The sequence below is a fragment of the Streptomyces sp. NPDC019890 genome (assembly GCF_044903445.1).
Classification (GTDB): Bacteria; Actinomycetota; Actinomycetes; order Streptomycetales; family Streptomycetaceae; genus Streptomyces.
The window spans coordinates 68,020-92,305 of the sequence record NZ_JBJDQK010000003.1; the positions used below are offsets into that span (position 1 = coordinate 68,020).

21 protein-coding genes are annotated in these 24,286 nt (G+C 69.9%); 5 read left to right on the forward strand and 16 right to left on the reverse strand.

Annotated elements, in window-relative coordinates; genetic code table 11:
- Nucleotides 1-131: 131 nt before the first annotated feature.
- From ffh to ACI2LP_RS08740, 5 genes are all read right to left on the reverse strand, one after another.
- Nucleotides 132-1,682 carry a signal recognition particle protein gene (gene ffh, locus ACI2LP_RS08720; RefSeq protein WP_404723819.1) on the reverse strand — a complete coding sequence of 517 codons (1,551 nt, stop codon included), beginning with the start codon at nt 1,680-1,682 and terminating at the stop codon, nt 132-134.
- A gap of 98 nt (nt 1,683-1,780) precedes the next feature.
- On the reverse strand, nt 1,781-4,234 hold the full coding sequence (locus ACI2LP_RS08725) for a [protein-PII] uridylyltransferase (RefSeq protein WP_404723820.1): 2,454 nt from the start codon (nt 4,232-4,234) through the stop codon (nt 1,781-1,783).
- Between the two features lie 21 nt (nt 4,235-4,255).
- Nucleotides 4,256-4,594 (reverse strand): P-II family nitrogen regulator, encoded by a 339-nt coding sequence (locus ACI2LP_RS08730; RefSeq protein ID WP_084904268.1) that lies wholly within the window; start codon nt 4,592-4,594, stop codon nt 4,256-4,258.
- Nucleotides 4,591-5,949 (reverse strand): ammonium transporter, encoded by a 1,359-nt coding sequence (locus ACI2LP_RS08735; protein ID WP_404723821.1) that lies wholly within the window; start codon nt 5,947-5,949, stop codon nt 4,591-4,593. The genes ACI2LP_RS08730 and ACI2LP_RS08735 overlap by 4 nt, the downstream gene beginning before the upstream one ends.
- Before the next feature lie 330 nt (nt 5,950-6,279).
- The gene (locus ACI2LP_RS08740) at nt 6,280-7,752 is read right to left on the reverse strand and encodes a hypothetical protein (protein WP_404723822.1); all 1,473 of its coding nucleotides are present in this window, start codon (nt 7,750-7,752) and stop codon (nt 6,280-6,282) included.
- Between the two features lie 425 nt (nt 7,753-8,177).
- Here ACI2LP_RS08740 and ACI2LP_RS08745 point away from each other — a divergent pair, with 425 nt between their 5' ends.
- Nucleotides 8,178-8,840, forward strand: a complete 663-nt coding sequence (locus tag ACI2LP_RS08745; RefSeq protein ID WP_404723823.1) for a bifunctional DNA primase/polymerase — start codon at nt 8,178-8,180, stop codon at nt 8,838-8,840.
- Nucleotides 8,841-9,036: 196 nt separating this feature from the next.
- Here the strand turns inward: ACI2LP_RS08745 and ftsY are convergent, their stop codons facing one another.
- On the reverse strand, nt 9,037-10,260 hold the full coding sequence (gene ftsY / locus ACI2LP_RS08750; RefSeq protein WP_404723824.1) for a signal recognition particle-docking protein FtsY: 1,224 nt from the start codon (nt 10,258-10,260) through the stop codon (nt 9,037-9,039).
- A 124-nt stretch (nt 10,261-10,384) separates the two neighbouring features.
- Here ftsY and ACI2LP_RS08755 point away from each other — a divergent pair, with 124 nt between their 5' ends.
- Complete coding sequence (locus ACI2LP_RS08755) at nt 10,385-10,567, forward strand: hypothetical protein (RefSeq protein WP_404724457.1); 183 nt, start codon at nt 10,385-10,387, stop codon at nt 10,565-10,567.
- A 119-nt stretch (nt 10,568-10,686) separates the two neighbouring features.
- On the forward strand, nt 10,687-11,658 hold the full coding sequence (locus ACI2LP_RS08760) for an LLM class flavin-dependent oxidoreductase (RefSeq protein WP_404723825.1): 972 nt from the start codon (nt 10,687-10,689) through the stop codon (nt 11,656-11,658).
- Between the two features lie 120 nt (nt 11,659-11,778).
- Here ACI2LP_RS08760 and ACI2LP_RS08765 read toward each other — a convergent pair whose 3' ends face one another.
- The 4 genes from ACI2LP_RS08765 to ACI2LP_RS08780 all read right to left on the reverse strand — a co-directional run bounded on the left by ACI2LP_RS08765 (nt 11,779) and on the right by ACI2LP_RS08780 (nt 18,026).
- Nucleotides 11,779-13,194, reverse strand: a complete 1,416-nt coding sequence (locus ACI2LP_RS08765) for a sugar porter family MFS transporter (protein WP_404723826.1) — start codon at nt 13,192-13,194, stop codon at nt 11,779-11,781.
- A gap of 227 nt (nt 13,195-13,421) precedes the next feature.
- The gene (gene smc, locus ACI2LP_RS08770; protein ID WP_404723827.1) at nt 13,422-16,976 is read right to left on the reverse strand and encodes a chromosome segregation protein SMC; all 3,555 of its coding nucleotides are present in this window, start codon (nt 16,974-16,976) and stop codon (nt 13,422-13,424) included.
- Between the two features lie 157 nt (nt 16,977-17,133).
- Nucleotides 17,134-17,352 (reverse strand): hypothetical protein, encoded by a 219-nt coding sequence (locus tag ACI2LP_RS08775; protein ID WP_313943858.1) that lies wholly within the window; start codon nt 17,350-17,352, stop codon nt 17,134-17,136.
- 392 nt (nt 17,353-17,744) lie between these two features.
- On the reverse strand, nt 17,745-18,026 hold the full coding sequence (locus tag ACI2LP_RS08780) for an acylphosphatase (RefSeq protein ID WP_404723828.1): 282 nt from the start codon (nt 18,024-18,026) through the stop codon (nt 17,745-17,747).
- 150 nt (nt 18,027-18,176) lie between these two features.
- Here ACI2LP_RS08780 and ACI2LP_RS08785 point away from each other — a divergent pair, with 150 nt between their 5' ends.
- Complete coding sequence (locus tag ACI2LP_RS08785; protein WP_404723829.1) at nt 18,177-19,058, forward strand: CAP domain-containing protein; 882 nt, start codon at nt 18,177-18,179, stop codon at nt 19,056-19,058.
- 98 nt (nt 19,059-19,156) lie between these two features.
- Here ACI2LP_RS08785 and ACI2LP_RS08790 read toward each other — a convergent pair whose 3' ends face one another.
- Nucleotides 19,157-19,747: a flavodoxin family protein gene (locus tag ACI2LP_RS08790; RefSeq protein ID WP_404723830.1), complete on the reverse strand. Its 591-nt coding sequence runs from the start codon at nt 19,745-19,747 to the stop codon at nt 19,157-19,159.
- Nucleotides 19,748-19,857: 110 nt separating this feature from the next.
- Between ACI2LP_RS08790 and ACI2LP_RS08795 the strand changes: the two genes are divergently transcribed.
- On the forward strand, nt 19,858-20,292 hold the full coding sequence (locus ACI2LP_RS08795; RefSeq protein WP_404723831.1) for a winged helix-turn-helix transcriptional regulator: 435 nt from the start codon (nt 19,858-19,860) through the stop codon (nt 20,290-20,292).
- Here ACI2LP_RS08795 and mutM read toward each other — a convergent pair.
- The 5 genes from mutM to ACI2LP_RS08820 form a co-directional block, all read right to left on the reverse strand.
- Nucleotides 20,256-21,125, reverse strand: a complete 870-nt coding sequence (gene mutM, locus ACI2LP_RS08800; protein WP_404723832.1) for a bifunctional DNA-formamidopyrimidine glycosylase/DNA-(apurinic or apyrimidinic site) lyase — start codon at nt 21,123-21,125, stop codon at nt 20,256-20,258. The genes ACI2LP_RS08795 and mutM overlap by 37 nt on opposite strands.
- Before the next feature lie 124 nt (nt 21,126-21,249).
- The gene (gene rnc / locus ACI2LP_RS08805; RefSeq protein WP_404723833.1) at nt 21,250-22,164 is read right to left on the reverse strand and encodes a ribonuclease III; all 915 of its coding nucleotides are present in this window, start codon (nt 22,162-22,164) and stop codon (nt 21,250-21,252) included.
- A gap of 19 nt (nt 22,165-22,183) precedes the next feature.
- The gene (gene rpmF, locus ACI2LP_RS08810) at nt 22,184-22,357 is read right to left on the reverse strand and encodes a 50S ribosomal protein L32 (protein ID WP_026165248.1); all 174 of its coding nucleotides are present in this window, start codon (nt 22,355-22,357) and stop codon (nt 22,184-22,186) included.
- Between the two features lie 2 nt (nt 22,358-22,359).
- Complete coding sequence (locus ACI2LP_RS08815) at nt 22,360-22,965, reverse strand: YceD family protein (RefSeq protein ID WP_404723834.1); 606 nt, start codon at nt 22,963-22,965, stop codon at nt 22,360-22,362.
- Nucleotides 22,966-23,156: 191 nt separating this feature from the next.
- Entirely contained in the window at nt 23,157-24,248 is a 1,092-nt protein-coding gene (locus tag ACI2LP_RS08820) for an ATP synthase F0 subunit B (RefSeq protein WP_404723835.1), read from the reverse strand.
- Nucleotides 24,249-24,286 lie beyond the last annotated feature (38 nt).

Sequence of the window (24,286 nt, forward strand, 5' to 3'; positions counted from 1 at the left end):
GCACGGGGTTGCTCATATCCGGACGTTAAGCCAGAAAAGCGACGTGGGCACCCGCTCGGCGGGTGCCCACGTCGACGTACGAGACCAGACCAGTACGAGTCGCAGGAAAGCAGTACGAACCGTACGAAGTGTCAGCCCATGAACTTCTTGAACTCGTCCGGCAGCTCGAAGTCCTTGCCCGGCTCACCGGCCGGCACACCGAAGGCTCCGCCCTGCGCGGCCTGCTCACGACGCGCGGCGGCCGCCTGCTCCTCGGCCTTCCGCTTCATCGGGTTGCCGCTCTTGCGCTTGCCCTTGGCCTGCTTGACCTGCTTCTTCTGCCGGCCGGGACCGCCGCCCATCCCTGGCAACCCGGGCATTCCCGGCATCCCGCCGCCCTGCGCCATCCTCGACATCATCTTGCGGGCCTCGAAGAACCGCTCCACCAGGCCCTTCACCGCGCTGACCTCGACTCCGGAGCCCTTGGCGATACGGGCCCGGCGCGAGCCGTTGATGATCGTCGCATCCGCACGCTCGCCCGGAGTCATCGACTTGATGATCGCGGCGGTGCGGTCCACATCGCGCTCGTCGATGTTGTTGATCTGGTCCTTGATCTGCCCCATGCCGGGCAGCATCCCGAGCAGCTTGGAGATGGAGCCCATCTTCCTGACCTGCTCCATCTGGGCCAGGAAGTCGTCGAGCGTGAAGTCCTTGCCCTGGCTGCTCGCCAGCTTGGAGGCCATCTTGGCGGCCTCTTCCTGGCTGAAGGTCTGCTCGGCCTTCTCGATCAGGCTGAGCATGTCGCCCATGCCGAGGATTCGGGACGCCATACGGTCCGGGTGGAACGCGTCGAAGTCGTCCAGCTTCTCGCCGTTGGAGGCGAACATGATCTGGCGGCCGGTGACATGCGCGATGGAGAGCGCCGCACCACCGCGGGCGTCACCGTCGAGCTTGGAGAGCACCACGCCGTCGAAGCCGACGCCGTCGCGGAAGGCCTCCGCGGTGTTGACCGCGTCCTGACCGATCATCGCGTCGACGACGAACAGGACCTCGTCCGGGCTGATCACGTCCCGGATGTCCGCGGCCTGCTGCATCATCTCGGTGTCGATGCCGAGGCGGCCCGCGGTGTCGACGATGACGACGTCGTACTGCTTCGCCCTGGCGTGTTCGATGGAGTCCTTGGCGACCTTGACCGGGTCCCCGACGCCGTTGCCGGGCTCCGGCGCGTAGACCGCGACGCCCGCGCGCTCGGCGACGACGCTCAGCTGGTTCACGGCGTTCGGACGCTGCAGGTCACAGGCGACGAGCAGCGGCGAGTGGCCCTGGCCCTTGAGCCAGAGGCCGAGCTTTCCGGCCAGCGTCGTCTTACCGGCACCCTGCAGACCCGCGAGCATGATCACGGTCGGCGGCTGCTTGGCGAAGCGCAGCCGGCGGGTCTCGCCGCCGAGGATGCCGATGAGCTCCTCGTTGACGATCTTGATGACCTGCTGGGCAGGATTCAGCGCCTGGGAGACCTCGGCACCGGCCGCGCGCTCCTTGACCTGCTTGATGAAGGCGCGGACGACGGGCAGCGCCACGTCCGCTTCGAGCAGCGCGATACGAATCTCGCGCGCCGTGGCGTCGATGTCCGCCTCGGACAGGCGGCCCTTGCCCCGGAGGTTCTTGAATGTCGCGGCAAGGCGGTCGGAGAGGGTGTCGAACACGGTGGTCGCGGATCCTCGGGCTAGGTGGGCAGGCGGACAGTGCCCCCCAGGGTATCCGGACGCACGCGGTGGGGTCTGCACCGTGGGGGGGGCTCACGTCAGGCGCGCAGTACCGCCTCCAGCGCACGGGCCGTCTCGACGGCCTCTTCGGCGGGCAGCGGTGTCCCTTCGGGGCCCGTCACATAGAAGGCGTCCACAGCGTTCGCACCCAGTGTGGAGACATGGGCGCTGCGCACCCGTAGCGCCGCGCCCTCCAGCGCCCGGCCGATCCGGTGCAGCAGGCCCGGGGCGTCCTGGGCACGCACCTCGATGACCGTGGCCAGACTCGAACCCGCGGCGGCCACCGTCACCTGCGGCGGCGGGGCCTTGACCCCACGGCGGCGCGGATAGGCGGCCTCGCGCTCGGCCAGCCTGGCGGGGATGTCGAGCGAGCCGTCCAGGGCCCGTACGAGATCGGAGCGGAGCCGGGCCGCCTGCGGCAGTGAGCCGTACTCAGCCGCAACGCGCCAGCTCAGCAGCAGTACGCCGGTGGGCCCGCCGAGTTCGCCGGGCAGCTCGATGGAGCGCAGGTCGGCGGCGCGGACGGTGAGCCGGTGCAGGGCGAGCACACCGGCCGCCGCGGGCAGTACGCCCGGCTGGTCGGGCAGCGCGATCAGCAGCTCGACGCCGACAGGTTCGGGTTCCTCGCCCGCGGCCGGTTCGGTCTGGGCGTGCAGCGCCAGCACCGGTTCGCCGGTGCGCAGCGCCTCGATGGCGAGCCGCTCCTGCTCGGCGCTGGGGGCCGCGGGCTCCGGCTCCGCCACTGCGTCGCCCGCGAGGACGGCCGCGACCCGTTTCACCAGGTCGGCCACCAGCGAGCCGCGCCAGGACGACCAGGCCGCGGGCCCGGTGGCGAGCGCGTCGGCCTCGGTGAGGGCGTGCAGCAGCTCCAGGGTGCCGACCGAGCCGACGACCTCCGCCACGGACGCGACCGTCGCCGGGTCGTCCAGATCGCGCCGGGTGGCCGTCTCGACGAGCAGCAGATGGTGGCGTACGAGCGTGGCGATGACGGCCACGTCGGCGCGGTCGAATCCGATCCTGGTGGCGACATCGCGCGCGATGGTCTCGCCGGCGACCGAGTGGTCGCCGGGCCAGCCCTTGCCGATGTCGTGCAGCAGGGCCGCGACCAGCAGCAGATCGGGGCGGCCGACGCGACGGGTCAGCGCGGAGGCCTTGACCGCTGCCTCGACGAGATGCCGGTCGACGGTCCAGGTGTGCACGGCGTTGCGCTGCGGCCGGCAGCGGACGCGCTCCCAGTCCGGGAGCAGCCGGGTGATCAGCCCCTCGGCCTCCAGTGCCTCCCACACCCCGACGGTCGATTCCCCCGCGCCGAGCAGCGTGACGAGCTCCTCGCGGGCCTCGGCGGGCCAGGGCACGGGCAGCGGGCGGGTGGTGGCCGCGAGCCGCCGTACCGCGTGCAGGGAGATCGGCAGGCCCGACTGAGCGGCGGCGGCAGCGGCCCGCAGCGGCAGCACGGGGTCGCGTTCGGGCCGCGCTGCGCGGGCGAGCACCACCTCGCCGTCCTGCTCGACGACGCCCTCGGCGAGCGGGCTGCGCTCGGGTTGCGGGCCGCGTCCGCCGCCCAGCATGGCGCGCAGCCGGGGCCGTACGGAGCGCGCCTTGAGCACCCGGTTCACCTCGCGCCAGGTGACGTCGGTGGCGTACGAGACGGTGCGCGCCGCCTCGTAGACCTGCCGCAGCAGTGCGTCGGCGTCCAACAGACCGAGTTCGGCGGCGACCTGGTCCTGTTCCTGCAGAGCGAGCCGGTCGGTGGCCCGGCCGGTCGTCAGATGCAGCGCGTCGCGGGCGTCCAGCAGCGCCCGGCGCGCCTCGGCGAGCCCTTCGCGCGGCGCGTCGGCGAGCCAGGAGGCGGCGACGGCGCGCAGCGCGGTGGCGTCCCGCAGCCCGCCGCGCGCCTCCTTCAGGTCCGGTTCGAGCAGGAACTGCAACTCGCCCTGGCGCTCGGCCCGTTCCCGGCAGAGCTCGTCCAGCTCGGGCAGCCGCTTGGGGGCCTGATTGCGCCAGTCGGCAAGTACGGCGGTGCGCAGCCCCGCGACCAGGCCCAGGTCGCCCGCGACATGGCGGGCGTCGAGCAGCCCCAGCTGCACCTTCAGGTCCTCGCCGGCCGTCTTGCGGGCCTCGCCCGGGGTGCGTACGGAGTGGTCGAGAGCCAGCCCCAGGTCCCAGACCGGGTACCAGATCCGGTCGGCGAGGCCGGCGAGCGCGGCCGCGTCCGCGGAACCGTCGTGCAGCAGGAGCAGATCGAGATCGCTGCGCGGGGACAGCTCCCCGCGTCCGTAACCGCCGACGGCGACGAGCGCCGCGCCGCGGACCCCGGCCTCCAGGCATGCGGTGCTGAACAGCGCGGAGAGCCAGTCGTCGGTCAGTCTGGCCAGGGCCGCACGGCGCGGCGGCCCGGACTGCGCCTTCTCGTTGAGAAGGCGCAGCCGGGCCGCCGCATAGCCGCTGGGTCGCGAGTCTTCCGCTTCGGTCGTCTCTTCGAGGCTCGTCACCCCAGCAGCTCCCTTTCTGAGTTACAGCGCGTCCGGGCCGCGTTCGCCCGTCCGCACCCGTACTGCCGTGTCGACCGGGACGCTCCACACCTTGCCGTCGCCGATCTTGCCGGTGCGGGCCGCCTTGACCACCACGTCGATCAGCTGCTCGGCGTCGTCGTCCTCGACCAGCACCTCGATACGGATCTTCGGTACCAGGTCGACGGTGTACTCGGCGCCCCGGTAGACCTCGGTGTGACCGCGCTGCCGACCGTAGCCACTGGCCTCCGTGACCGTGAGCCCCTGGACTCCGAAGGCCTGCAGGGCCTCCTTGATCTCGTCCAGCCGGTGTGGCTTCACGACTGCGGTGATGAGCTTCATGCGTCCACCTTCTTGTTCTGAGCTGCGGCTGCCACGGTCTCGCCCGGCGCGGACACGGCCTTGCGGGAGCCTGCACCGCCGCCCGCACCGCTGAAGTCGTACGCCGTCTCGGCGTGCTCGTCCTGGTCGATGCCGGAGACCTCGGTGTCCTCCTCCACCCTCATGCCCATCGTCTTGTCGATGGCGAAGGCGAGGATTGCCGAGGCAACCAGAGAGTAGGCCAGGACCGCGCCGACACCGATGGCCTGCTTGCCGAGCTGGTCGAGGCCGCCGCCGTAGAACAGGCCCTTGGCGTCGGACTGGACACCGCCGGTGGCGAAGAAGCCCACCAGCAGCGAACCGACGACACCGCCGACGAGGTGGACGCCGACGACATCGAGGGAGTCGTCGTAGCCGAACTTGAACTTCAGGCCGACCGCCATGGCGCAGAGCAGACCGGCGATGACGCCGACCGCGATCGCGCCGAGCGGGCTGACGGAGCCGCCGGACGGGGTGATGGCGACCAGGCCGGCGACCGCGCCGGAGGCCGCGCCCAGGGTGGTGAAGGCGCCGTGGCGGATCTTCTCGTACGCCAGCCAGGCGAGCATGGCGGCGGCCGTGGCGACCTGGGTGTTGACGAACATCACCGCGCCGACGCCGTCGTCGTTGCCCAGCCACGAGCCGGCGTTGAAGCCGAACCAGCCGAACCACAGCAGACCGGCACCGAGCATCACCAGCGGCAGGCTGTGCGGCCGCATCGCGTCCTTCTTGAAGCCCACGCGCTTGCCGATGACGAGGATCACGCCGAGGGCCGCGGCTCCGGCGTTGATGTGGACGGCCGTACCGCCGGCGAAGTCGATGACGCCCAGCTCGAAGAGCCAGCCGCCGGCGCCCCAGACCCAGTGCGCGACCGGGAAGTAGACGACGGTGACCCACAGGGCGATGAACAGCGACCAGGCGGTGAACTTCACGCGGTCCGCGAGCGCACCGCTTATCAGCGCGGGCGTGATGATCGCGAACATCAGCTGGAAGACGGCGAAGACGTACACCGGGATGGTGTAGCCGTCCCACAGCTCGGTGAGGCCGATGCCGCTCAGGCCCACGTAGTCGGAGCTCCAGCCGATGATGGAGCCCGAGTCGGTGCCGAACGCGAGGCTGAATCCGTACAGCACCCACAGGATGGTGACGATCCCGAGGCTGATGAAACTCATCATGAGCATGTTCAGGGTGGACTTGACGCGGACCATGCCTCCGTAGAAGAAGGCCAGGCCGGGCGTCATCAGCATCACCAGGGCGGAGCAGATGAGCATGAAGCCGGTGTTGGCTGCAGACAGCGTGGGTGTGTCTGCGGCAAGCGTCGAGATGCCTTGAGGCATCGGCGTCTCCTCGTCGTCGGTGCGGCCGCGTGCGGGCGGAGCCTGAAGCGGTTCGTGCGGGCCGGTTATGGGCCCTGAGATTGGCGCAGCGCGGTTTCGGTAGATGCCGCACGATGTTTCGCGGCCGTGACGAAGAGGTCTGGCGTGTTACGCCGCGATGAACTGCCCGCTCATGATCGGCGCCGGGAGTATCCTCTGCCCACATCACAATCCGACATCACCGACCGACATCAAGAACCGACCGCGACGTCACCCGCTGACCTGGCGTAAGGGGAGCCGAGTCGGGCTGTTCGGGGTGAGCGTCGCGGCCGGGGCCTGGTGGGCGCCGCCTCAGACCGCTTCGGCGGTCTCGGGCAGCTGGGATGTGAGCAGGTCGGTGAAGTGGGCGACCTCGGCGACGTCACCGAAGTCCCGTGCCGCCGTGTCGACTGTCTTGCGCAGCCGGGTGTTGACCCGCTCGGAGCGGACCCGCTTGGCGACCTTGAGAGCCTGTCCGGCCAGGACCGTCGACTGCTCGGGCTCCTTCTTGAGCAGATGGACGGTGGCCATGCCGATCAGATTGAGTGCGTACGACCGCTGGTGCTCGTCGTCCTTGCCGAAGAGCTCGACCGCGCGCTGCATCACGGGCTCGGCGAGCGAGGCGTAGGTGGGGCTGCGGCCGGCCACATAGGCCAGATCGCGGTACGAGTGGGCGTTCTCGCCGTTGAGCTCGGCCTCGGAGAAGAAGCGGATCCAGTCGGGCTCGGGCTCGCCGTCGAGAACGGCGTCGGCGAAGGTGTCCTCGGCCATCCGCACGGCTCGTTTGCACTTGCTCGGCTGGCCCATGTTGGCGTACGCGCGGGCCTCCATCGCATACAGCATCGCCTGGGTGCGCGGAGTCGCGCAGTCGCGGCTGCCGTACTGCGCGAGATGGACGAGCTCCAGGGCGTCGTCGGGCCGCCCGAGGTGGATCATCTGGCGGCTCATGGAGGACAGGATGTACGAGCCGAGGGGCTTGTCGCCCGCCTCCTTGGCGGCGTGCAGCGCCAGCACGAAGTACTTCTGCGCGGTGGGCTGCAGGCCGACGTCGTAGCTCATCCAGCCGGCCAGCTCGGCGAGCTCGGCCGCGCACTTGAACAGCCGCTGGGACGTGTCCTCGGGCTGCGCCTCCTGTAACAGGTCGGTGACCTCGTGGAGTTGGCCCACGACGGCCTTGCGCCGCAGTCCGCCGCCGCACTGTGCGTCCCACTGGCGGAACATCGCGGTGGTGGACTCCAGCAGATCGAGCTCGGGCTTGGAGAGCCGGGCCGACCTGCGCAGGGCGGCCGGTGCCTTGGCTCCCGGCTCCGGGCCGGGGGACGGCACCAGCCAGCGCTGCATGGGCTCGACGAGGGCGGGCCCCGCGGCGAGGGCGAGCGAGGTCCCGAGGAAACCGCGCCGCGCCAGCATCAGATCGCTGCGCGAGAACTCGCCGAGCAGGGCGACGGTCTGCGGACCCGCCCAGGGGAGATCGACCCCGGACACCGAGGGTGACTGGTGCGCCGAGCGCAGACCGAGGTCCTCGATGGCGACGACGCTGCCGAAACGCTCGGAGAACAGCTCGGAGAGGATGCGCGGAATGGGCTCGCGCGGCTGCTCGCCGTCGAGCCAGCGGCGTACGCGTGAGGTGTCGGTGCTGATGTGGTGTGCGCCCATCTGGCGCGCCCGGCGGTTCACTTGACGCGCCAGTTCGCCCTTCGACCAACCACTGCGCACGAACCACGAGCTCAACTGCTCGTTCGGGCGCTTGCCGGTATGCGTACCGCCTGCGCCGTTGCCGCCCACTGGAACGCTCCCATCCGCTGAGCCTTGTCGCACGAGACCCCTACCAGAATGCCGCGAATTACGGCTCTCCGTATGACGGTTGCACCCCTCGAACGGGAAACCGAGTTGCCTCCGGCATACCCGCGGGTGCGCAGAACTCAAGGGCTCGTGTACTCAACGTAATCCCACGATCACCCCTCCAGCGAGGGCGATTCAAGAATCGCCACCATTCGCCACCCCTTCGAATGAACTCCCTTGCCGCCGGGCGCGATTCACTTGACACACGACGATCAGGAGGCGGCGGAGCGGTGCGCACGGAGGCGCGCACTTCGGTCCGCACCACCCCTCTCGCCACCGTGCGCCGCCATTACTTACTGATTGCGACGCTGTGTAACGAGAAGACTTCAGGTCGTAACCACCGGCGATTTCGACCCGTTGGAGGGGGCATGGGCTTCACGATCGGCGGCAGCCGGGGAATCAGGGAGATCAGGCCCGGCTCACGGCGCCGCGGCCGCACCGCGGAGTGCACCGTGGTGGCCGAGTACACAGGGCTGTGGGGCTGGGACGTGGTGCCGGGGGCGCGCGCGGCGTCCGCGGAGTGCTCCTGCGGCGCGGCGGACTGCGCGTCGCCGGGGGCCCATCCGCTCGGCTTCGCCCCCGAGGTCCCCGCGGGCGCGACGCTGGACGAGGTCACCGAGGCGTGGGCCGAGGTGCCGGGTGCGGCGGTTCTGCTGCCGGTCGGCCGCACCTTCGACGTCCTTGACGTCGCCGCCCCGGCGGGCCGCCGGGCGCTCGTGCGGCTGGAGCGGATGGGTCTGCCGCTGGGCCCGGTGACCGCCACGCCGGACGGGCGGTGCCAGTTCTTCGTGGCTCCCGGCGCCGCGGACGAACTCCCGCAGCTGCTCTACCGGATGGGCTGGGACGACGCGGACCTGGATCTGCAGTGCCTGGGCCCGGGCAGCCACATCACGGCCCCGCCGTCGGACCACGCGGGCCTGGGGCCGGTGGACTGGCTGCGGCCGCCGTCTCTGGACAGGGCGGCGGCGCCGCCTCAGGCGCGATTGCTGTTGGGGACGCTGGCGTACGTCTGCCACCGCACGTTTCCCTGACGCGCGGGTCTCGCCTGCGGCGGGCTTGTTCCTGCCCGCCCTCCCCCTACGGCCTGCGGGGCGTGGGGGACCCCCACGCCTCAATCGCCGGTGGGGCTGGATTGTGCGGCCCCGCCGCACAACCAGCCCCACCGGCGATTGAGGACACGCGCGAAGCGCGTACGGGGGGCGGGGCGGAGCCCCGGTTACAGAGCGGCTAGTCGCCGATCAATGCGTCGACGAACGCCTCCGGCTCGAACGGCGCCAGGTCGTCCGGGCCCTCTCCCAGGCCCACCAGCTTCACCGGTACGCCCAGTTCGCGCTGGACCGCGATCACGATGCCGCCCTTCGCCGTGCCGTCCAGCTTGGTCAGCACGATGCCGGTGATGTCCACGACCTCCGCGAACACCCGCGCCTGCACCAAGCCGTTCTGGCCGGTCGTCGCGTCCAGGACCAGCAGGATCTCGTCCAGCGGACCGTGCTTCTCGACGACTCGCTTGACCTTGCCGAGCTCGTCCATCAGGCCCGTCTTGGTGTGCAGCCGGCCCGCCGTGTCGATGAGTACGACGTCCGCGCCCTCGGCGATGCCCTCCTTGACCGCGTCGAACGCGATCGACGCCGGGTCGCCGCCCTCGGGACCGCGCACCGTGCGTGCGCCGACCCGCTCGCCCCAGGTCTGGAGCTGGTCCGCGGCGGCCGCGCGGAACGTGTCCGCCGCGCCGAGCACCACCGAGCGGCCGTCCGCGACGAGTACCCGCGCCAGCTTGCCCGTGGTCGTGGTCTTGCCGGTGCCGTTGACACCGACGACCATCACGACGCCCGGGGTGTCCAGACCGCTCTCGGTGTTCACCGCGCGGTCGAAGTCCGTGCCGAGCAGTTGCAGCAGCTCTTCGCGCAGCAGACCGCGCAGCTCGTCGGGCGTACGGGTGCCGAGGACCCGCACCCGCTCGCGCAGCCGCTCGACCAGCTCCTGGGTCGGTGCGACGCCGACGTCGGCGGTGAGCAGGGTGTCCTCGATCTCCTCCCAGGTCTCCTCGTCGAGGTTGTCGCGCGACAGGAGCGTGAGCAGCCCCTTGCCGAGGGAGTTCTGGGAGCGGGCGAGGCGGGCGCGCAGCCGGACCAGACGGCCGGCGGTCGGCTCGGGAATCTCGATCGCGGGGACCAGCGGCGCCGCGACGACCGGATCCTCGACGGCGGGCGGGGTCTCGACCGCCTCTTTGGCCGACGGAAGGTCGACCTCCTCGATCGTGCGGCGCGGCTCCTCGACCGTCGGCGCGGCGTCCTCGCCGACCTGAGGTTCGGCGGGCGGGGCAGTGATGGTCGGCGTGCTCGACGGCGCCGAGGGCGGCAGCTGCTTCTTCTTGCGGCTGCTGACCACGAGCCCGCTGATCGCGCCGACCGCGACCAGGGCGATGACTACAGCAAGGATGACGATGTCCATAACCCACCCAGTATCGGCCACGACCGCCCCGCCGCAGCGGCCTAGGAGGATCCCACAAGGGCCTACGGCACCATTTGCACCTTTTGGGGGATCCATACGATGCCGCTCGACGGTCGGCGGCGCGATGATCATCGTGCTGCCGATGGTGCTGATGGGCGCCGTGATGGCGGTCTCGACCCCGGACCTGGCGAGCGCCGGTGACCCGGTCTCAGCGGCTCTGCTCTACGCGGCGCTGCGGCGCACCCGGCCCGCGGAGTCCACCGAGCCCGCGACCGCAGAATGCGAGCCCGCGTCCATTTCCATCTGATGCTACGTCAGCTACCGTTCCCTCCGCTGCCCGTTCAGCCCCGCCGGCCTGCATTTCGGCCGGGGGGCCGGGGGTTGACCCCGGGACGACACAGCCACCCGGCGGAGGGGGACGTTCCCATGGCATTCACAGTGGCCCGCTTCAATCTCGTCGATCCCGACGCGGCGCCCGAGACCCTTGCGGCCCGCTACCGCGCCGCCCTGGAGATGGCCACGTACGCCGACGACCGCGGCATCGACACGATCCAGACCGAGGAGCACCACGGCGCCGACAACAACTGGCTCCCCTCCCCCTTCGTCTTCGCGGGCTCCGTCCTCGGCTCCACGCGCCGTATCGCGGTGACGGTCTCCGCGATCATCGGTCCGCTCTACGATCCGCTGCGGCTCGCCGAGGACATCGCCGTACTCGATCTGATCGGCAAGGGACGGCTTGTCACGGTCGCGGGCATCGGCTACCGGCCCGAGGAGTACGAGGCCCACGGCGTCGACTGGGGCAGCCGCGGCAAGCTCCAGGACCGGCTGCTGGAGACGCTGCTCAAGGCGTGGACCGGTGAGCCCTTCAGCTATCGGGGTCGCACGGTCCGGGTGACCCCGCGCCCCTACACCCAGCCGCATCCGCCGCTGCTCGTCGGCGGCTCCTCGCAGGCCGCCGCCCGCCGCGCCGCCCGGCTCGGGCTGCCCTTCTTCCCCAGCGCGCATCTGCCGGAACTTCAGGCGTACTACCAGGACAAGCTCGCCGAATACGGCACCGAGGGCTGGACCATGATGCCCGCCGAGAAGACGCCTCTCCTGCATGTCAGTGAGGACCCGGACGGCACCTGGGCCGAGTACGGGAAACACTTCCTGCACGAGGCGCGCACGTACGCCTCCTGGCAGTCGAAGGACATCCGCTCCGCCGTGCGCTCGAAGGCGACGACGGTCGAGGAGCTGCGCACGGAGGGTGTGTACCGGATCGTCACGCCGGACGAGTGCGTGGCGCTCGGCGCGGAGAGTCTGGTGCTGCATCCGCTGTGCGGCGGCATGCCGGTGGACGAGGGCTGGCGCAGCATCCAGCTCTTCGCGGAGAGTGTGCTCCCCCGGCTGGGCGGCTGAGCCGTCGGCAGTCGCCGCTCGGGCGCCGCGACCTCGCGGCCCGGCGCAGGCACATCGGTACTGCCCCGGCTCAAGGGCTGAGCCGGGGCAGTTCCGTGGTGAGGAGAGGGGCAGCGGGGATTAGCCCATCTCCTCCAACGCCTTGCCCTTCGTCTCCTTGACGTACCTGAGCACGAAGGGGATCGAGAGCACGGCGAAGACCGTGTAGATGATGTACGTGCCCGAGAGGTTCCAGTCCGCGAGGCTCGGGAAGCTCGCGGTGATGGCCCAGTTGGCGATCCACTGCGCGGACGCGGCGACGCCGAGCGCCGCGGCGCGGATGCGGTTGGGGAACATCTCGCCCAGGAAGACCCAGACCACCACGCCCCACGAGAGGGCGAAGAAGAGCACGAAAACATGCGCGGCGACCAGGGCTACGACGCCTTGGGTGGTCGGCAGTTTGCCGTCGACCAGGTTGGCGGAGAAGGCCCAGGCCTCGAAGGCGAGGGCGATCGCCATTCCGGCCGAGCCGACGAGGGCGAGCGGACGGCGGCCCACCCGGTCGACGAGGACCATTGCGATCACGGTGCCGATGATGTTGATGATCGATGTGGTGAACGAGTAGAGGAACGAGTCGGTCGGGTCGATGCCGACGGACTGCCACAGCGTGGACGAGTAGTAGAAGGCGACATTGATGCCGACGAGCTGCTGGAAGACGGAGAGTCCGATACCGACCCAGACGATGGGCAGGAAGCCGAAGCCGCCCAGCAGGTCCTTGAAGGTCGACTTGTGCTCGCGGCGCATCGCGAGGTCGATCTCGGCGACCCGGGCGTCCAGGTCGACGTGCTTGCCCTCGACCTCGTTGAGCACCTCCTTGGCCTTGTCCTTCCTGCCCACGGAGATCAGGAAGCGGGGGGACTCGGGGATCGCGAAGGACAGCAGTCCGTAGAGCACCGCCGGTACGACCATGACGCCGAGCATCCATTGCCATGCCTCGAGCCCGCCGATGACACCGCGCTGCTCGCCGTCGGCGAACTGCAGGATGGCGTAGTTCACCAGCTGGGAGATGGCGATGCCGATGACGATGGCGGCCTGCTGGAAGGAGGCGAGCCGGCCGCGGTAGGCGGCGGGAGAGACCTCGGCGATATAGGCCGGGCCGATGACCGAGGCCATGCCGATCGCGAAGCCGCCGATGATGCGCCAGAAGGCGAGGTCCCAGAGGGCGAAGGGAAGGGCGGAGCCGACCGCGCTGATGGTGAAGAGCGCGGCGGCGATCTGCATACAGCGGATGCGGCCGATGCGGTCGGCGATCCGGCCGGCGGTGGCGGCGCCGATGGCGCAGCCGATCAGGGCGATGGCGATGACCTGGGCGAGCGTTCCGGAGCCGATGTCGTAGCGGTCCCGGATGGCCTCGACAGCGCCGTTGATGACCGAGCTGTCGTAACCGAAGAGGAAGCCGCCCATCGCGGCGGCGGCCGTGATGAAGACGACATGGCCGAGATGCTCGGGATGAGCCTCTCGGGCTCCCGATGCCGGGGGCTTCGCAATGCTGGTCACAACTACTCCTGGGGCCGTCCGGCTACGTCGCCGGGCGTGAGGGGCGGGGCGAGCCGTTCACGTGGTGCACAACTTCTATCGCTCACCACTTGAAGGTAAAAGCGACGTTGCAGAGACTATTCGTTCAAGTTTCGAAGTCAACCCCTCGTCCAGAATCGGTTTACTGCGCAGCTGTACCGCTCTGCACCGATGCAGGTTCAAGAGTTGAAGAGTTTGTGAAGGTTGTGTCAGCGCAGGCGCTGGCTGATGACCTTGGAAACACCATCACCCTGCATGGAGACGCCGTACAGCGCGTCCGCGACCTCCATCGTCCGCTTCTGGTGCGTGATCACGATCAGCTGCGAGGACTCCTGGAGCTCCTGCATGATCCGGATCAGCCGCTGGAGGTTGGTGTCGTCGAGCGCCGCCTCGACCTCGTCCATCACATAGAACGGGCTCGGCCGGGCCTTGAAGATCGACACCAGCATCGCGACGGCGGTCAGCGACCGCTCGCCGCCCGACAGCAGCGAAAGACGCTTGACCTTCTTGCCCGGCGGCCGGGCCTCGACGTCCACGCCCGTGGTGAGCATGTTGTCGGGATCGGTCAGAATCAGCCGCCCCTCACCGCCGGGGAAGAGCCGCGAGAAGACGCCCTCGAACTCACGCGCCGTGTCCCGGTACGCATCGGTGAAGACCTGCTCGACGCGCTCGTCGACCTCCTTGATCACCTGGAGGAGGTCGGCCCGCGTCTTTTTGAGGTCTTCGAGCTGCTCGGAGAGGAACTTGTGGCGCTCCTCCAACGCGGAGAACTCCTCCAGGGCGAGCGGATTCACCTTCCCGAGCTGCTGATAGGCCCGTTCGGCGGACTTGAGGCGCTTCTCCTGCTCGCCGCGTGCGAAAGGTTTCGGCTGGTTGCGCGGATGCTCAGGGTCATCGGGCAAGTCCTCTCCCTCGGCGGGCGGTGACGGCGGCACCAGCTGGTCGGGCCCGTACTCCGCGATCAGCCCGGCCGGTTCCACGCCGAGCTCCTCCAGGGCCTTCGTCTCCAGCTGCTCGATCCGCAGCCTCTTCTCCGCCCCGAGCACCTCGCCGCGGTGAACCGAATCCGTGAGTTTGTCGAGCTCGCTCTTGAGGTCGCGGCCCCGGTTTCGGGCGGCGCTGAGGTTCTGTTCGCGCTCGGCCTTGGCCGCTTCGGCCGTGGCCCGCTCCGCCTCGGCGCGCACCAGCGAGACCTCGACATGCGCCAGCAGCTGGCGGGCGCCGCTCGCCACCGCGGACGCGACCTCGGCCTCGTGGCGCAGTCGCGCGCGCCGCTGCTCCGCCCGTGCCCGTGCCTCGCGCTCGGCGCGCGCTCCCCGGTCGAGCGCGTCGGCACGCCCCGCGAGCCCCTTGACGCGCTCCTCGTGCGTACGGACCTGGAGGCGGGCCTCCATCTCGGTCTGGCGTGCGTTGGCGCCGTCGGCGGCGAGCCGGTCGCGTACATGCGTGTCGGGCTCCTCCTCCACCGGGGTCTCCTCGGCGACGAGCAGCCGTTCGGCCAGCTCCTCGGCCTCCTCCCGCGCCCGCTCCAGAGCCTCCTGGGCCCTGGCGACGGCCGCGGTCGTCCGCTCGGCCTCGCCCGCGGCGCCGCGCGCCTGCCCGGCGAGCCGCCCCAGCTGCCCGGACACCGCCGACTTCTCGCGGTCGGCGGCCCGCCGGCGCTCGCCCAGCTCCTCCACCAGCGCGGCACATTCAGTGCGCCGGGCGGCGGCCTGCTGCTGCGCGGTGGCCAGTTCCTCGCACCGGAGGGCCAGCTCCTCCAGCTCGGCGGCGGCCTCGTCGACGGATGCCTGCACCTCGATCAGGCTCGGCGCTCCGGCGGAGCCGCCCTGTGCGAAGTGCGCGCCGAGGACATCGCCCTCGGCGGTCACCGCGGTGAGTTCGGGCCGCGCGTAGACCAGATCCTCGGCGTCCTCCAACGTCCCGACGACGACCATGCCCCGCAGCAGCCTGCGCACGGCGGGCATCAGCTCATCGGGCCCGCGCACCAGATCGGCGGCGTACACAGCGCCGTCCTCATGTCCGGTCGGCGGTACGGATTCGGGGGCACCGCCCAGCAGTATCGCGGCGCGCCCCGAGTCGGTCTTGCGCAGCAGCCGCAGCGCCTCGGCCGCCGTGGCCGGGTTCGACACGGCCACGGCGTCGGCGGCCGCGCCCAGTGCCGCCGCGACCGGGACCTCATGACCGGGGGCCACCGTGAGGAGTTCGGACGCCGGGCCCAGCAGCCCGCTCAGCCGGTCCTTCGCGGCGAGCAGCGCGCCGGTGCCGTCTTTGCGGCGCAGCCCCAGGGCGAGCGCCTCGCGGCGGGCGGCCACGGCGGCACGCCCCCGTTCGGCAGCGGTGAGCGCCTCACGGGCCGCACTCAGCGCGGCCTCGGCCTCGGCCAGTTCACGCTTGGCCGCATCGTGCTGCTCGCCGAGCGCGGAGTCGTCGGCGTCAAGGCCGTCGACCTCGGCCTTGAGCTGCTCGTACTCCTCCTGAGCGGCGACCGCACGCTCCTGTGCCTCGTCGCGGGCGGCGGCCAAACGGTCGATCTCGGCCTGGGCGGAACCGGCCCGCGAACGGGCGGCATTGACCTGACCGCCCAGCCGGGCAAGGCCCTCGCGCCGGTCGGCGATCGCCCGCGCCACATCCTTGAGCCGCCGTTCCTCGACCAGGAGTTCGCGCTCCAGCTCGGCGCGGTGCGCGACGGTGTCCTCCAGCGCGCGCTCGGCCGCCTCCAGCGCGGCCTCCAGCTCCGCCTCCTGCTCACGGATCCTGGCGGCCTCGCGCTCCATGTCCTCCGGGTCGCGGCCGCGCCGCTCGTCGGACGGCGCCGCGGTGGCGCTCTTGACCCGCGCGTCGGCGAGCGAGATCGTGCCGCGCACCCGCTCGGCCAGCTGGGAGAGCTCGTACCAGCTCTGCTGTGCCCGCTGCAGCCGCGGCGCGAGGCGACGTACCTCGTCCTCCAGCTCCGCCTCGCGGCTCAGCGCGGCCTTGAGCTCCGCCTCGGCCGCGTCCTTGCGCTCCTTGAGCGCCGCCTCGTCGGCGATCTCGCTGCGCAGCGCCTCGCGGAGCCGTACGAGATCGTCGGCGAGCAGTCGCAGCCGGGCATCGCGCAGATCGGCCTGGATGACGGCGGCCCGCCGGGCGACCGCGGCCTGTCGCCCCAGCGGCTTGAGCTGACGCCGCAGTTCGTCGGTCAGATCCTGTACGCGGGCGAGGTTGGCCTGCATCGCGTCCAGCTTCCGCAGCGCCTTCTCCTTGCGCTTGCGGTGCTTGAGAACGCCCGCGGCCTCCTCGATGAAGGCCCTGCGCCCCATCGGATCGGCGTGCAGTACGGAGTCGAGCTGGCCCTGTCCGACGATGACGTGCATCTCGCGGCCGATACCGGAGTCGGACAGCAGTTCCTGGATGTCGAGCAGCCGGCAGGTGTCGCCGTTGATCTGGTACTCGCTGCCGCCGTTGCGGAACATGATCCGCGTGATGGTGACCTCGGCGTAGTCGATGGGCAGCGCGCCGTCGGAGTTGTCGATGGTGAGGGAGACCTCGGCGCGCCCGAGCGGGGGCCGACCGGTCGTCCCGGCGAAGATGACGTCCTCCATCTTGCCGCCGCGCAGCGACTTGGCTCCCTGCTCGCCCATGACCCAGGAGAGGGCGTCCACCACGTTCGACTTGCCGGAGCCGTTGGGGCCCACGACACAGGTGATGCCCGGCTCGAAGCGCAGCGTCGTCGCGGAGGCGAAGGATTTGAACCCGCGCAGGGTCATGGCCTTGAGGTGCACGCAGCCGGACTCTACCTTTCCCTCGCGGTTTCACCCATGAACGTGCAGGGCACATCAGACGTTAAGAATGAGCCGCCGGGGTGGGACGGCAAAGAAAGAAGGGACGCCGAAGCGTCCCTTGCACATCTTGAGCGATGATTCTCCAGCGATCGCCGGCTCAGGTGAGCGCAGGCTCAGCCTGAGGTACGTCGATGTCGATGCCGTCAAGCAACGACTCTCCAGGGTGCTTGGCGACGGCAGCGTTGAGCGCGTCATTCTCGGACTGGATCCGTACAAGCTCGGATTCAAGGTCCTGGACGCGCTGCTGAAGCCGTCGCATCTCGGCGAGGAGTCGCGGGTCGGAACCGCCGACGTAACCGAGAAGCGCCTTTGCCATGATGGATGGTCCTCCACACTGAGTGACCGACCGAATGCGGTGTGGGTCGTGAGGGATTCGCACCCGCGGTGCTCGGCAGTGCTTGTTACTGCTGATATCACTGCGGTTCTTACTGCCAAACAGCTAAGGTGCGCGGGGCTTCCAGAGTCTCACCAAAAAGTTTGACGGTCAACACGATCACGCCCGGCATCAACGGGCAAACCCGGGGGCATATGGCCGCTGAACATGCGGCGCAGCCTCATCTGCGGGGCCCTGGGGGCGTAGAGATCATTCTTAATGCCGCAGCCTGGCACGACAACCCCTTCTTGGCAACCACCAGGCGATTTCCGCCCCCGGCGGGTGCCGACGGCAGCTGAGCAGCGCCGCTCACGGCATGAAATTGCGTGGTTACCTCAGCGGATCGCGAAGCCGTCGTAGCCGCCGCGCGGGGTGTCCCAGATCTCCGTGACACCGTCTACCCGCCCGGGTGTGTCGTCGGAACGCAACCACTCCAGCAGACGGTGGCAATTCTCACGTGGCCCTTCGGCAACAACCTGCACCCGGCCGTCGTCCAGATTGACGGCGAATCCCGTAAGGCTTCCGATCTCCAGTGCATTGGCCCTGGTGAACCAGCGGAAGCCCACTCCCTGTACTCGGCCGCGTACCCAGGCAGTGAGCCGTGCAACATCATTCATGGCTGCAAGGTAACGGCCCAAATGCTCTCGAAGCACTTCGTCCCCACGCGTCATGGCGTACAGTCCCGTCGGAATGAGCCTCACTCGAATGGGTGAGTGAGTTTGACGTCTGACCGTCGAGCTTCGTCGAGCATGAGGAAGGCACAGCAGATGGGACGCCATCGTCGCTCCACCGCTGCACCCGCCGCGCACGATTACGCGGACGGTACGGAACGCAGTCACCGGGGTGGTGCACGCCGGAAGAAGCGGGCGGGCATACCCGTACGCACCGGGCTGCTCGGTGCGTCTGCGGCCATGGCGGTAGGCGCTGTCGCCGTCGCGTCCGGCCTGCTGCCTGGCGGCGACACATTCAATGTCAGCGGCGACAGCGAGCCGAGCGGGCAGATACGCACCGAGGGCTCCGCGAAGCTGCAGACCCAGGGCGACGCCAGCGCCGAGCCGACGAACAGCGTCTCGGCATCCCCGAGCCGGACCGCGCCGCGCCCGCAGGCACCGTCGAAGACCCCCTCCCCCACGCCGACCAAGCCATCGGCCACTCCGTCGAAGCAGACGAAGGCCCCGGTGGCGGAGCAGAAGACGAAGAGCGCGAGCCCGACACGCACCGAGACGCGCGCCCCCGTCCGCTCCGCCGTGCGCAAGCCCGTCACCTCCACCGCGACGGCCGCCGAGGCCGAGGTCCTGACCCTGGTGAACAAGGAGCGCGCGAAGGTGGGCTGCAGCCCGGTGCGCCCCGATGACTCACTGGCCGACCTCGCCGGGAACTTCAGCTCGGACATGGCCACGCGCGGCTTCTTCGACCACACCGACCCCGACGGGGACTCGCCCTGGGACCGCGCCGCGCAGGTGGGCATCCAGGGTCTCGGAGGCGAGAACATCGCCCGTGGTCAGGCCGACGCGGCTGCGGTGATGAACTCCTGGATGAACAGCGACGGTCACCGCGCGAACATCCTGAACTGCGACTACAAGACGCTGGGCGTCGGTGTGGTCATGGGCGACGGCGGCCCCTGGTGGACCCAGGATTTCGGCTTCTGAACACGTAGAACACAGCACACGCAGTGGAAGGGCCCGTCACCTGGGTGACGGGCCCTTCTGCTGTGTACGGCCGCGTATGTGTACGGCCGCGTTCGGCGTCAGGCGTCGACGGCCGCCCGGCCTGCGATGAACGTACGAGCGGTCTCCGCCACCCGGCCGCCGAGGTGCTGCGCGGTCGCGATGTCGGCCTTGTGCACGCCCTCCGGACCCTCGTCGGAGTTCGTCTGGGCACCGGCTCCGAAGGAGAAACCGAGGCGGTTGAGGTCGTGCTCGGAGCCGTCCGTGGAGTTCCATCCGGGCTTCAGTCCGAGGTTCACCCAGTGCATGCCGTGCTGGGCGGCGAGCGTCGCGAAGTACTGCAGCGTGTGCAGCTTGTCGCCGCTCTTGGAGGCGGAGTTGGAGAAGCCGGCCGCCAGCTTGTCCTTCCAGGCGTCGGTGAACCAGCGCTTGGAGGAGTCCTCGGCGAACTGGTGGAAGGCGCCGGATGCGGTCCCCATGTAGGTGGGTGACCCGAAGACGATGGCGTCGGAGCCGTCGAGCAGCTCCCACTGGGCCTCGTCGATCTCGTCGACCTTGATCAGGTGGACGGTGGCGCCGGCGGCGGCCGCACCGTCACGGACGGCCTCGGCGATGACGGCGGTGTGGCCGTAGCCAGAGTGATAGGCGATCGAGACAACAGGCGTGGTCACGGTAGGGGCTCCTCGAAGGCGATGTGCTCGTCGTTGGCGACACCAGAGAAACACTAACCTTTAGAAAGCGCAACCCATTGGTTAGCGCTGCGCGCGAGTATGGTTGCTGTATGGAGACGAGCGAGACCAGCACCCGGGAAGAGAGCGGCGGAGTCTGTCCGGACGGCGATCTCGCCTTTGACGTGTTCTCCCGCAGCTGTCCCTCGCGCGGCACGCTGGAGGACGTCACCGGCAGATGGGGCAGCCTCACGATCGGAGCGCTGCACGACGGCACGTTCCGCTTCAACGAGCTGCGCCGCCGGGTCGACGGCGTGAGCGAGAAGATGCTGTCCCAGACCCTGCACGCCCTGGAGCGCGACGGTCTCGTACGACGGGAGGCGCAGCCGACGAACCCGCCGCGGGTCGACTACGAGCTCACCCCACTGGGGCAAGAGGTCGCCGAGCGGCTACTGGGTCTCATCCACTTCGTGGAGGGCCGGATGCCCGAGGTGCTTGCGGCGCGGGAGCGTTACGACGAGATGCGCGAGGGCCTCGGCAGCCGCTGACAGCGCGGGCAGAAGTAGCTGGAACGGTTCATCCAGGCGCGTCGGCGCATCGGGGTGCCGCAGCGGCGGCAGGGCTCGTCCTCGCGGCCGTACGCGTCCAACGACCGGTCGAAATAGCCTGATTCGCCGTTCACGTTCACATACAGGCTGTCGAAGCTGGTGCCGCCGACAGCCAGGGCCGCGTTCATCACGTCCCGTACATGACAGAGCAGTTCGACGGAGCGGGGGCGGGCGAGAGAGGCCGTGGGGCGCTCGTAGTGCAGTTTCGCCCGCCAGAGCGCCTCGTCCGCGTAGATGTTCCCCACGCCGCTGATCAGCGACTGGTCGAGGAGCGCGCGCTTGATCGTCGTACGGCGCAGCCGCAGCGCGGTGTGGAAGGCCGCGTCGTCGAAGGCCGGGTCGAGCGGATCGCGAGCGATGTGCGCGATGACGTCGGGCAGCCCTTCGGGGGTGTTGTCGTGCAGCGAAAGCCCGCCGAAGGTGCGCTGGTCGACAAAGCGCAGCTCGGTGCCGAGACCGTCGTCGAAACGGATCCGGATGCGCAGGTGCTTCTCGTCGGCGGCGTCCTCGGGCTGTACGAGCAGCTGGCCGCTCATGCCGAGGTGGCCGAGGACCGAGGCGTCCGTGTCCGCGAGCGGCAGCCAGAGGTATTTGCCGCGGCGGCGGGCGATGCCGACGCTGTGGCCCCTGAGGCGGGCCGCGAAGTCCTCGGCGCCGGCTGTATGACGCCGGACCGCCCGCGGGTGCAGGATCTGTACCTCGGCGATCGTCCGTCCGCTGACCCAGCGCTGGAGTCCGCGACGTACGACTTCGACCTCGGGCAGCTCGGGCACGGGGCTCCTTCACACTCTCGCGATGACGCCCGCAGCGTACCTCTCGCCACTGACAGCGAAACCAGTGAGGCCCCTGCGCTCCTGGGGAGCGAGGGGCCTCACGGGAGGAAGCGGAAACGTGGACTCAGGCAGTGGCCCGGTCCGCGGAACCGGTGGTCGAAGGGGCGTCGGCGGCCCCTTCGCCATCAGCAGCGGTCGCGTCGGCCGCCACCCGGGCCTCAGCCTCGGCTTCGGCAGCCTCGGCCTCGGCAGCTTTGGCTTCGGCCTCGGCTTCGGCCTTCGCGGCAGCCGCGCGCTCGTCCGCGGCGGCACGGATCTCCCGCCATGCGGACTCCGCCGCCTGCTGCTCCGCTTCCTTCTTGCTGCGGCCGGTGCCGGTGCCGTACGAGACACCACCGACGCGGGCGGCAGCAGTGAAGGTCTTCTCGTGGTCCGGGCCGGTCTCGGTGACGAGATACTCCGGTACTCCGAGCCCCTCGGCGGCCGTGAGCTCCTGGAGGCTGGTCTTCCAGTCCAGGCCGGCGCCAAGGTTCGAGGACTTCTCGATCAGTGGGTCGAAGAGCCGGTGCACCAGCTCGGACGCCGCTTCGAGGCCCTGATCGAGATAGACCGCGCCGATCACCGCTTCCAGGGTGTCGGCGAGGATGGACGCCTTGTCCCGGCCGCCCGTGCCCTCTTCGCCCCGGCCGAGCCGGATGAAGAGGCCGAGCTCAAGGCCACGACCGACCTCCGCCAGCGCACGCGAATTGACCACCGCGGCCCGCAACTTGGCCAGCTGGCCCTCGGGCAGGTCGGGGTGGGTTCGGTACAGCGTGTCGGTGACCACCAGGCCGAGCACCGAATCCCCGAGGAATTCGAGCCGCTCGTTGGTGGGCAGACCGCCGTTCTCGTACGCGTACGAACGGTGGGTCAGCGCACGCACCAGAAGGGCGGACTCGAGGTGATACCCGAGCCGCCCTTCCAGAAGCGTGTGGGACGAGGCTGCGTTGGCTGTGTTTACTGCGTCTGCCTGCTTCTTGGCATTGGACAGCTCAGACATCGGGCCTCTCACCAGCCGCTCAGACCTCGAGGACCTGGCGCTTGTTGTAGGTGCCGCAGCTCGGGCACGCGATGTGCTGCTGCTTCGGCTCCTGGCAACGCTCACACGAAACCAGGGTGGGGACCGCAGCCTTCCACTGCGACCGGCGGTGGCGCGTGTTGCTGCGCGACATCTTCCGCTTCGGAACAGCCACGGCTACTTCTCCTGCTTCTCGTCGACGCCCGCTTCGGCGCCGCCCATGTTGTCCTTCTCGCCGTCCTGAATGGTCTCGGCGAGTCCCTGCAGTGCCGCCCAACGGATGTCGACGGCGTCATGGTGGTGGCCGGGGTTCTCGTCCAGCCTGATCCCGCAGTCGGGGCACAGGCCGGCACAGGTCTCCCGGCACACCGGCTGCATCGGCAGTGCGAGCACCACCGCATCACGCAGCACGGGTTCGAGGTCGAACAGGCCGTCCTCGAGAAAGAGCCTGTCTTCGTCCTCGGCGTCGTCGACCGGCTCCGCAGTGCGACTGCGGCCCCGGTCATCGGCGTCGGGGTACGAAAACATCTCCTGGAAGTCCGCCGCGACCTCTTGGCGCAGCGGCTCCAGACACCTTACGCACTCCCCCTCGGCCGTCGCACGGGCGGTGCCTGTGACAAGCACACCTTCCATCACCGACTCCAGGCGGAGGTCGAGTTCCACGGGCGCGCCTTCCGGCACGCCGATGACCCCTTCGATACCGAAGTCCTTGGGGGCATCCGCCGAGCGGGTCAGCCGCTGGAGCGCGCCGGGACGCCGGCCCAGCTCGTGCGTGTCGAACACGAGGGGGTTGCGGTGGTCGAGGCGGGCGTTCAGGGCTCTTCCTGCTTTCGGATCGTGGGGAGGGGCCGTCCCGGTTCGGAGTCGAAACGGGCAGCCAGGATCGCCGGAGTACGCGCGACCGAAGAGCCAGGATACTGGACGGGCCGCCTGAGACCCAATCCGGTGCTTCCCGGCCCCGAGGGGTACGGGGCTCAGCGCCCCTGTTCGTAACGGCGCAGCTGTTCCAGGTCGATCATGCTGGTGTCGAACAGGCTGGTCTCGTCGAGGGCGGCGCCCTGCTGCTGGACCTGCTGCTGCGACGGGTCGGGCATCGGCTGCTGGTAGACGTACGGGTCCTGCTGGGCGTACAGCTGCTGGTCGTAGCCCTGCTGCTGGTACGCGGCGTACGGATCCTGCTGATAGCCGGCGTACACCTCCTGCGGCGCTCCCCCATAGCCTCCGGCATGCGAGGTGCCCCCGGCGTACGGATCCTGCTGGGCCGCGATCTGGGGCTGCGGGTCGGCCTGCGGCTGGTACTGGTGCTGCTGGGCCGGGACCTGCGCCTGGGGCTGCGGCTCGGCATGCTCCGCGAGACCGGCCAGATAGTCGGCGTCGCTCGCGTGGTGCTGCGTGCCCGCGGCGTCCTGGGCGGCCATGTGCTCGCCGAGGGCGTCACTGGTGGTGCGGCCGTGCAGCTTCTGTCGGCCGCGGCCGACCGCGTCGAGGGTCTTGGAGAGCACGGCCTCGAAGGCGCCGAGCTTGGCGTCGACGTACTCGTCGGCGCGCTGGATGAGCGTCTGCGGGTCCGCGCTGTACTCCGGGGCGTCCTCGTCGGCGTACCCCTGCTCGTCCAGCCCGGGGCCGCGGCCGAGCAGCTTCTCGCGGCCCCGGTCGACGGAGCCGATGGTCTTGGTCAGGACGACCTCGAAGTTGGCGAGCTTGGAGTCGACGTAGTCGTCGGCCTCGGCGCGGATCTCCTCCGCGTCCCGGCGGGCCTCGGCGAGGATACGGTCCGCCTCCTCCTGGGACTGGCGGGCGACCTGGGTGTCCGAGATCAGCGAGCCGCGCTCGGCGTGGGCGGTCTCGATGATCCGCTCGGCCTCCTGACGGGCCTGCTCCACCAGCTGCTCACGGCCGCCGATCAGCTCCTGGGCCTGGGCCAGCGAGCCCGGGAGTGCCTGACGGACCTCTTCGAGCATGGCGAGCAGCTCGGCGCGGTTCACGACGCAGGAAGCCGACATGGGCATGGACCGCGCGCTGCCGACCGCCTCGACGATCTCGTCGAGCTTCTTCTGGACGTCCACCGTGGTTCGCCACTCTCTGCCTGATGTGAGCCGGACGG

Excerpts from the sequence above, each read along its gene's own strand:
- ACI2LP_RS08730 (WP_084904268.1), bottom strand. The coding sequence starts at position 4,594 with ATGAAGCTCATCACCGCAGTCGTGAAGCCACACCGGCTGGACGAGATC.
- ACI2LP_RS08735 (WP_404723821.1), bottom strand. The coding sequence starts at position 5,949 with ATGCCTCAAGGCATCTCGACGCTTGCCGCAGACACACCCACGCTGTCT.
- ACI2LP_RS08745 (WP_404723823.1), top strand. The coding sequence starts at position 8,178 with ATGGGCTTCACGATCGGCGGCAGCCGGGGAATCAGGGAGATCAGGCCC.
- ftsY (WP_404723824.1), bottom strand. The coding sequence starts at position 10,260 with ATGGACATCGTCATCCTTGCTGTAGTCATCGCCCTGGTCGCGGTCGGC.
- ACI2LP_RS08755 (WP_404724457.1), top strand. The coding sequence starts at position 10,385 with ATGATCATCGTGCTGCCGATGGTGCTGATGGGCGCCGTGATGGCGGTC.
- ACI2LP_RS08760 (WP_404723825.1), top strand. The coding sequence starts at position 10,687 with ATGGCATTCACAGTGGCCCGCTTCAATCTCGTCGATCCCGACGCGGCG.
- ACI2LP_RS08775 (WP_313943858.1), bottom strand. The coding sequence starts at position 17,352 with ATGGCAAAGGCGCTTCTCGGTTACGTCGGCGGTTCCGACCCGCGACTC.
- ACI2LP_RS08780 (WP_404723828.1), bottom strand. The coding sequence starts at position 18,026 with ATGAATGATGTTGCACGGCTCACTGCCTGGGTACGCGGCCGAGTACAG.
- ACI2LP_RS08785 (WP_404723829.1), top strand. The coding sequence starts at position 18,177 with ATGGGACGCCATCGTCGCTCCACCGCTGCACCCGCCGCGCACGATTAC.
- ACI2LP_RS08795 (WP_404723831.1), top strand. The coding sequence starts at position 19,858 with ATGGAGACGAGCGAGACCAGCACCCGGGAAGAGAGCGGCGGAGTCTGT.
- rnc (WP_404723833.1), bottom strand. The coding sequence starts at position 22,164 with ATGTCTGAGCTGTCCAATGCCAAGAAGCAGGCAGACGCAGTAAACACA.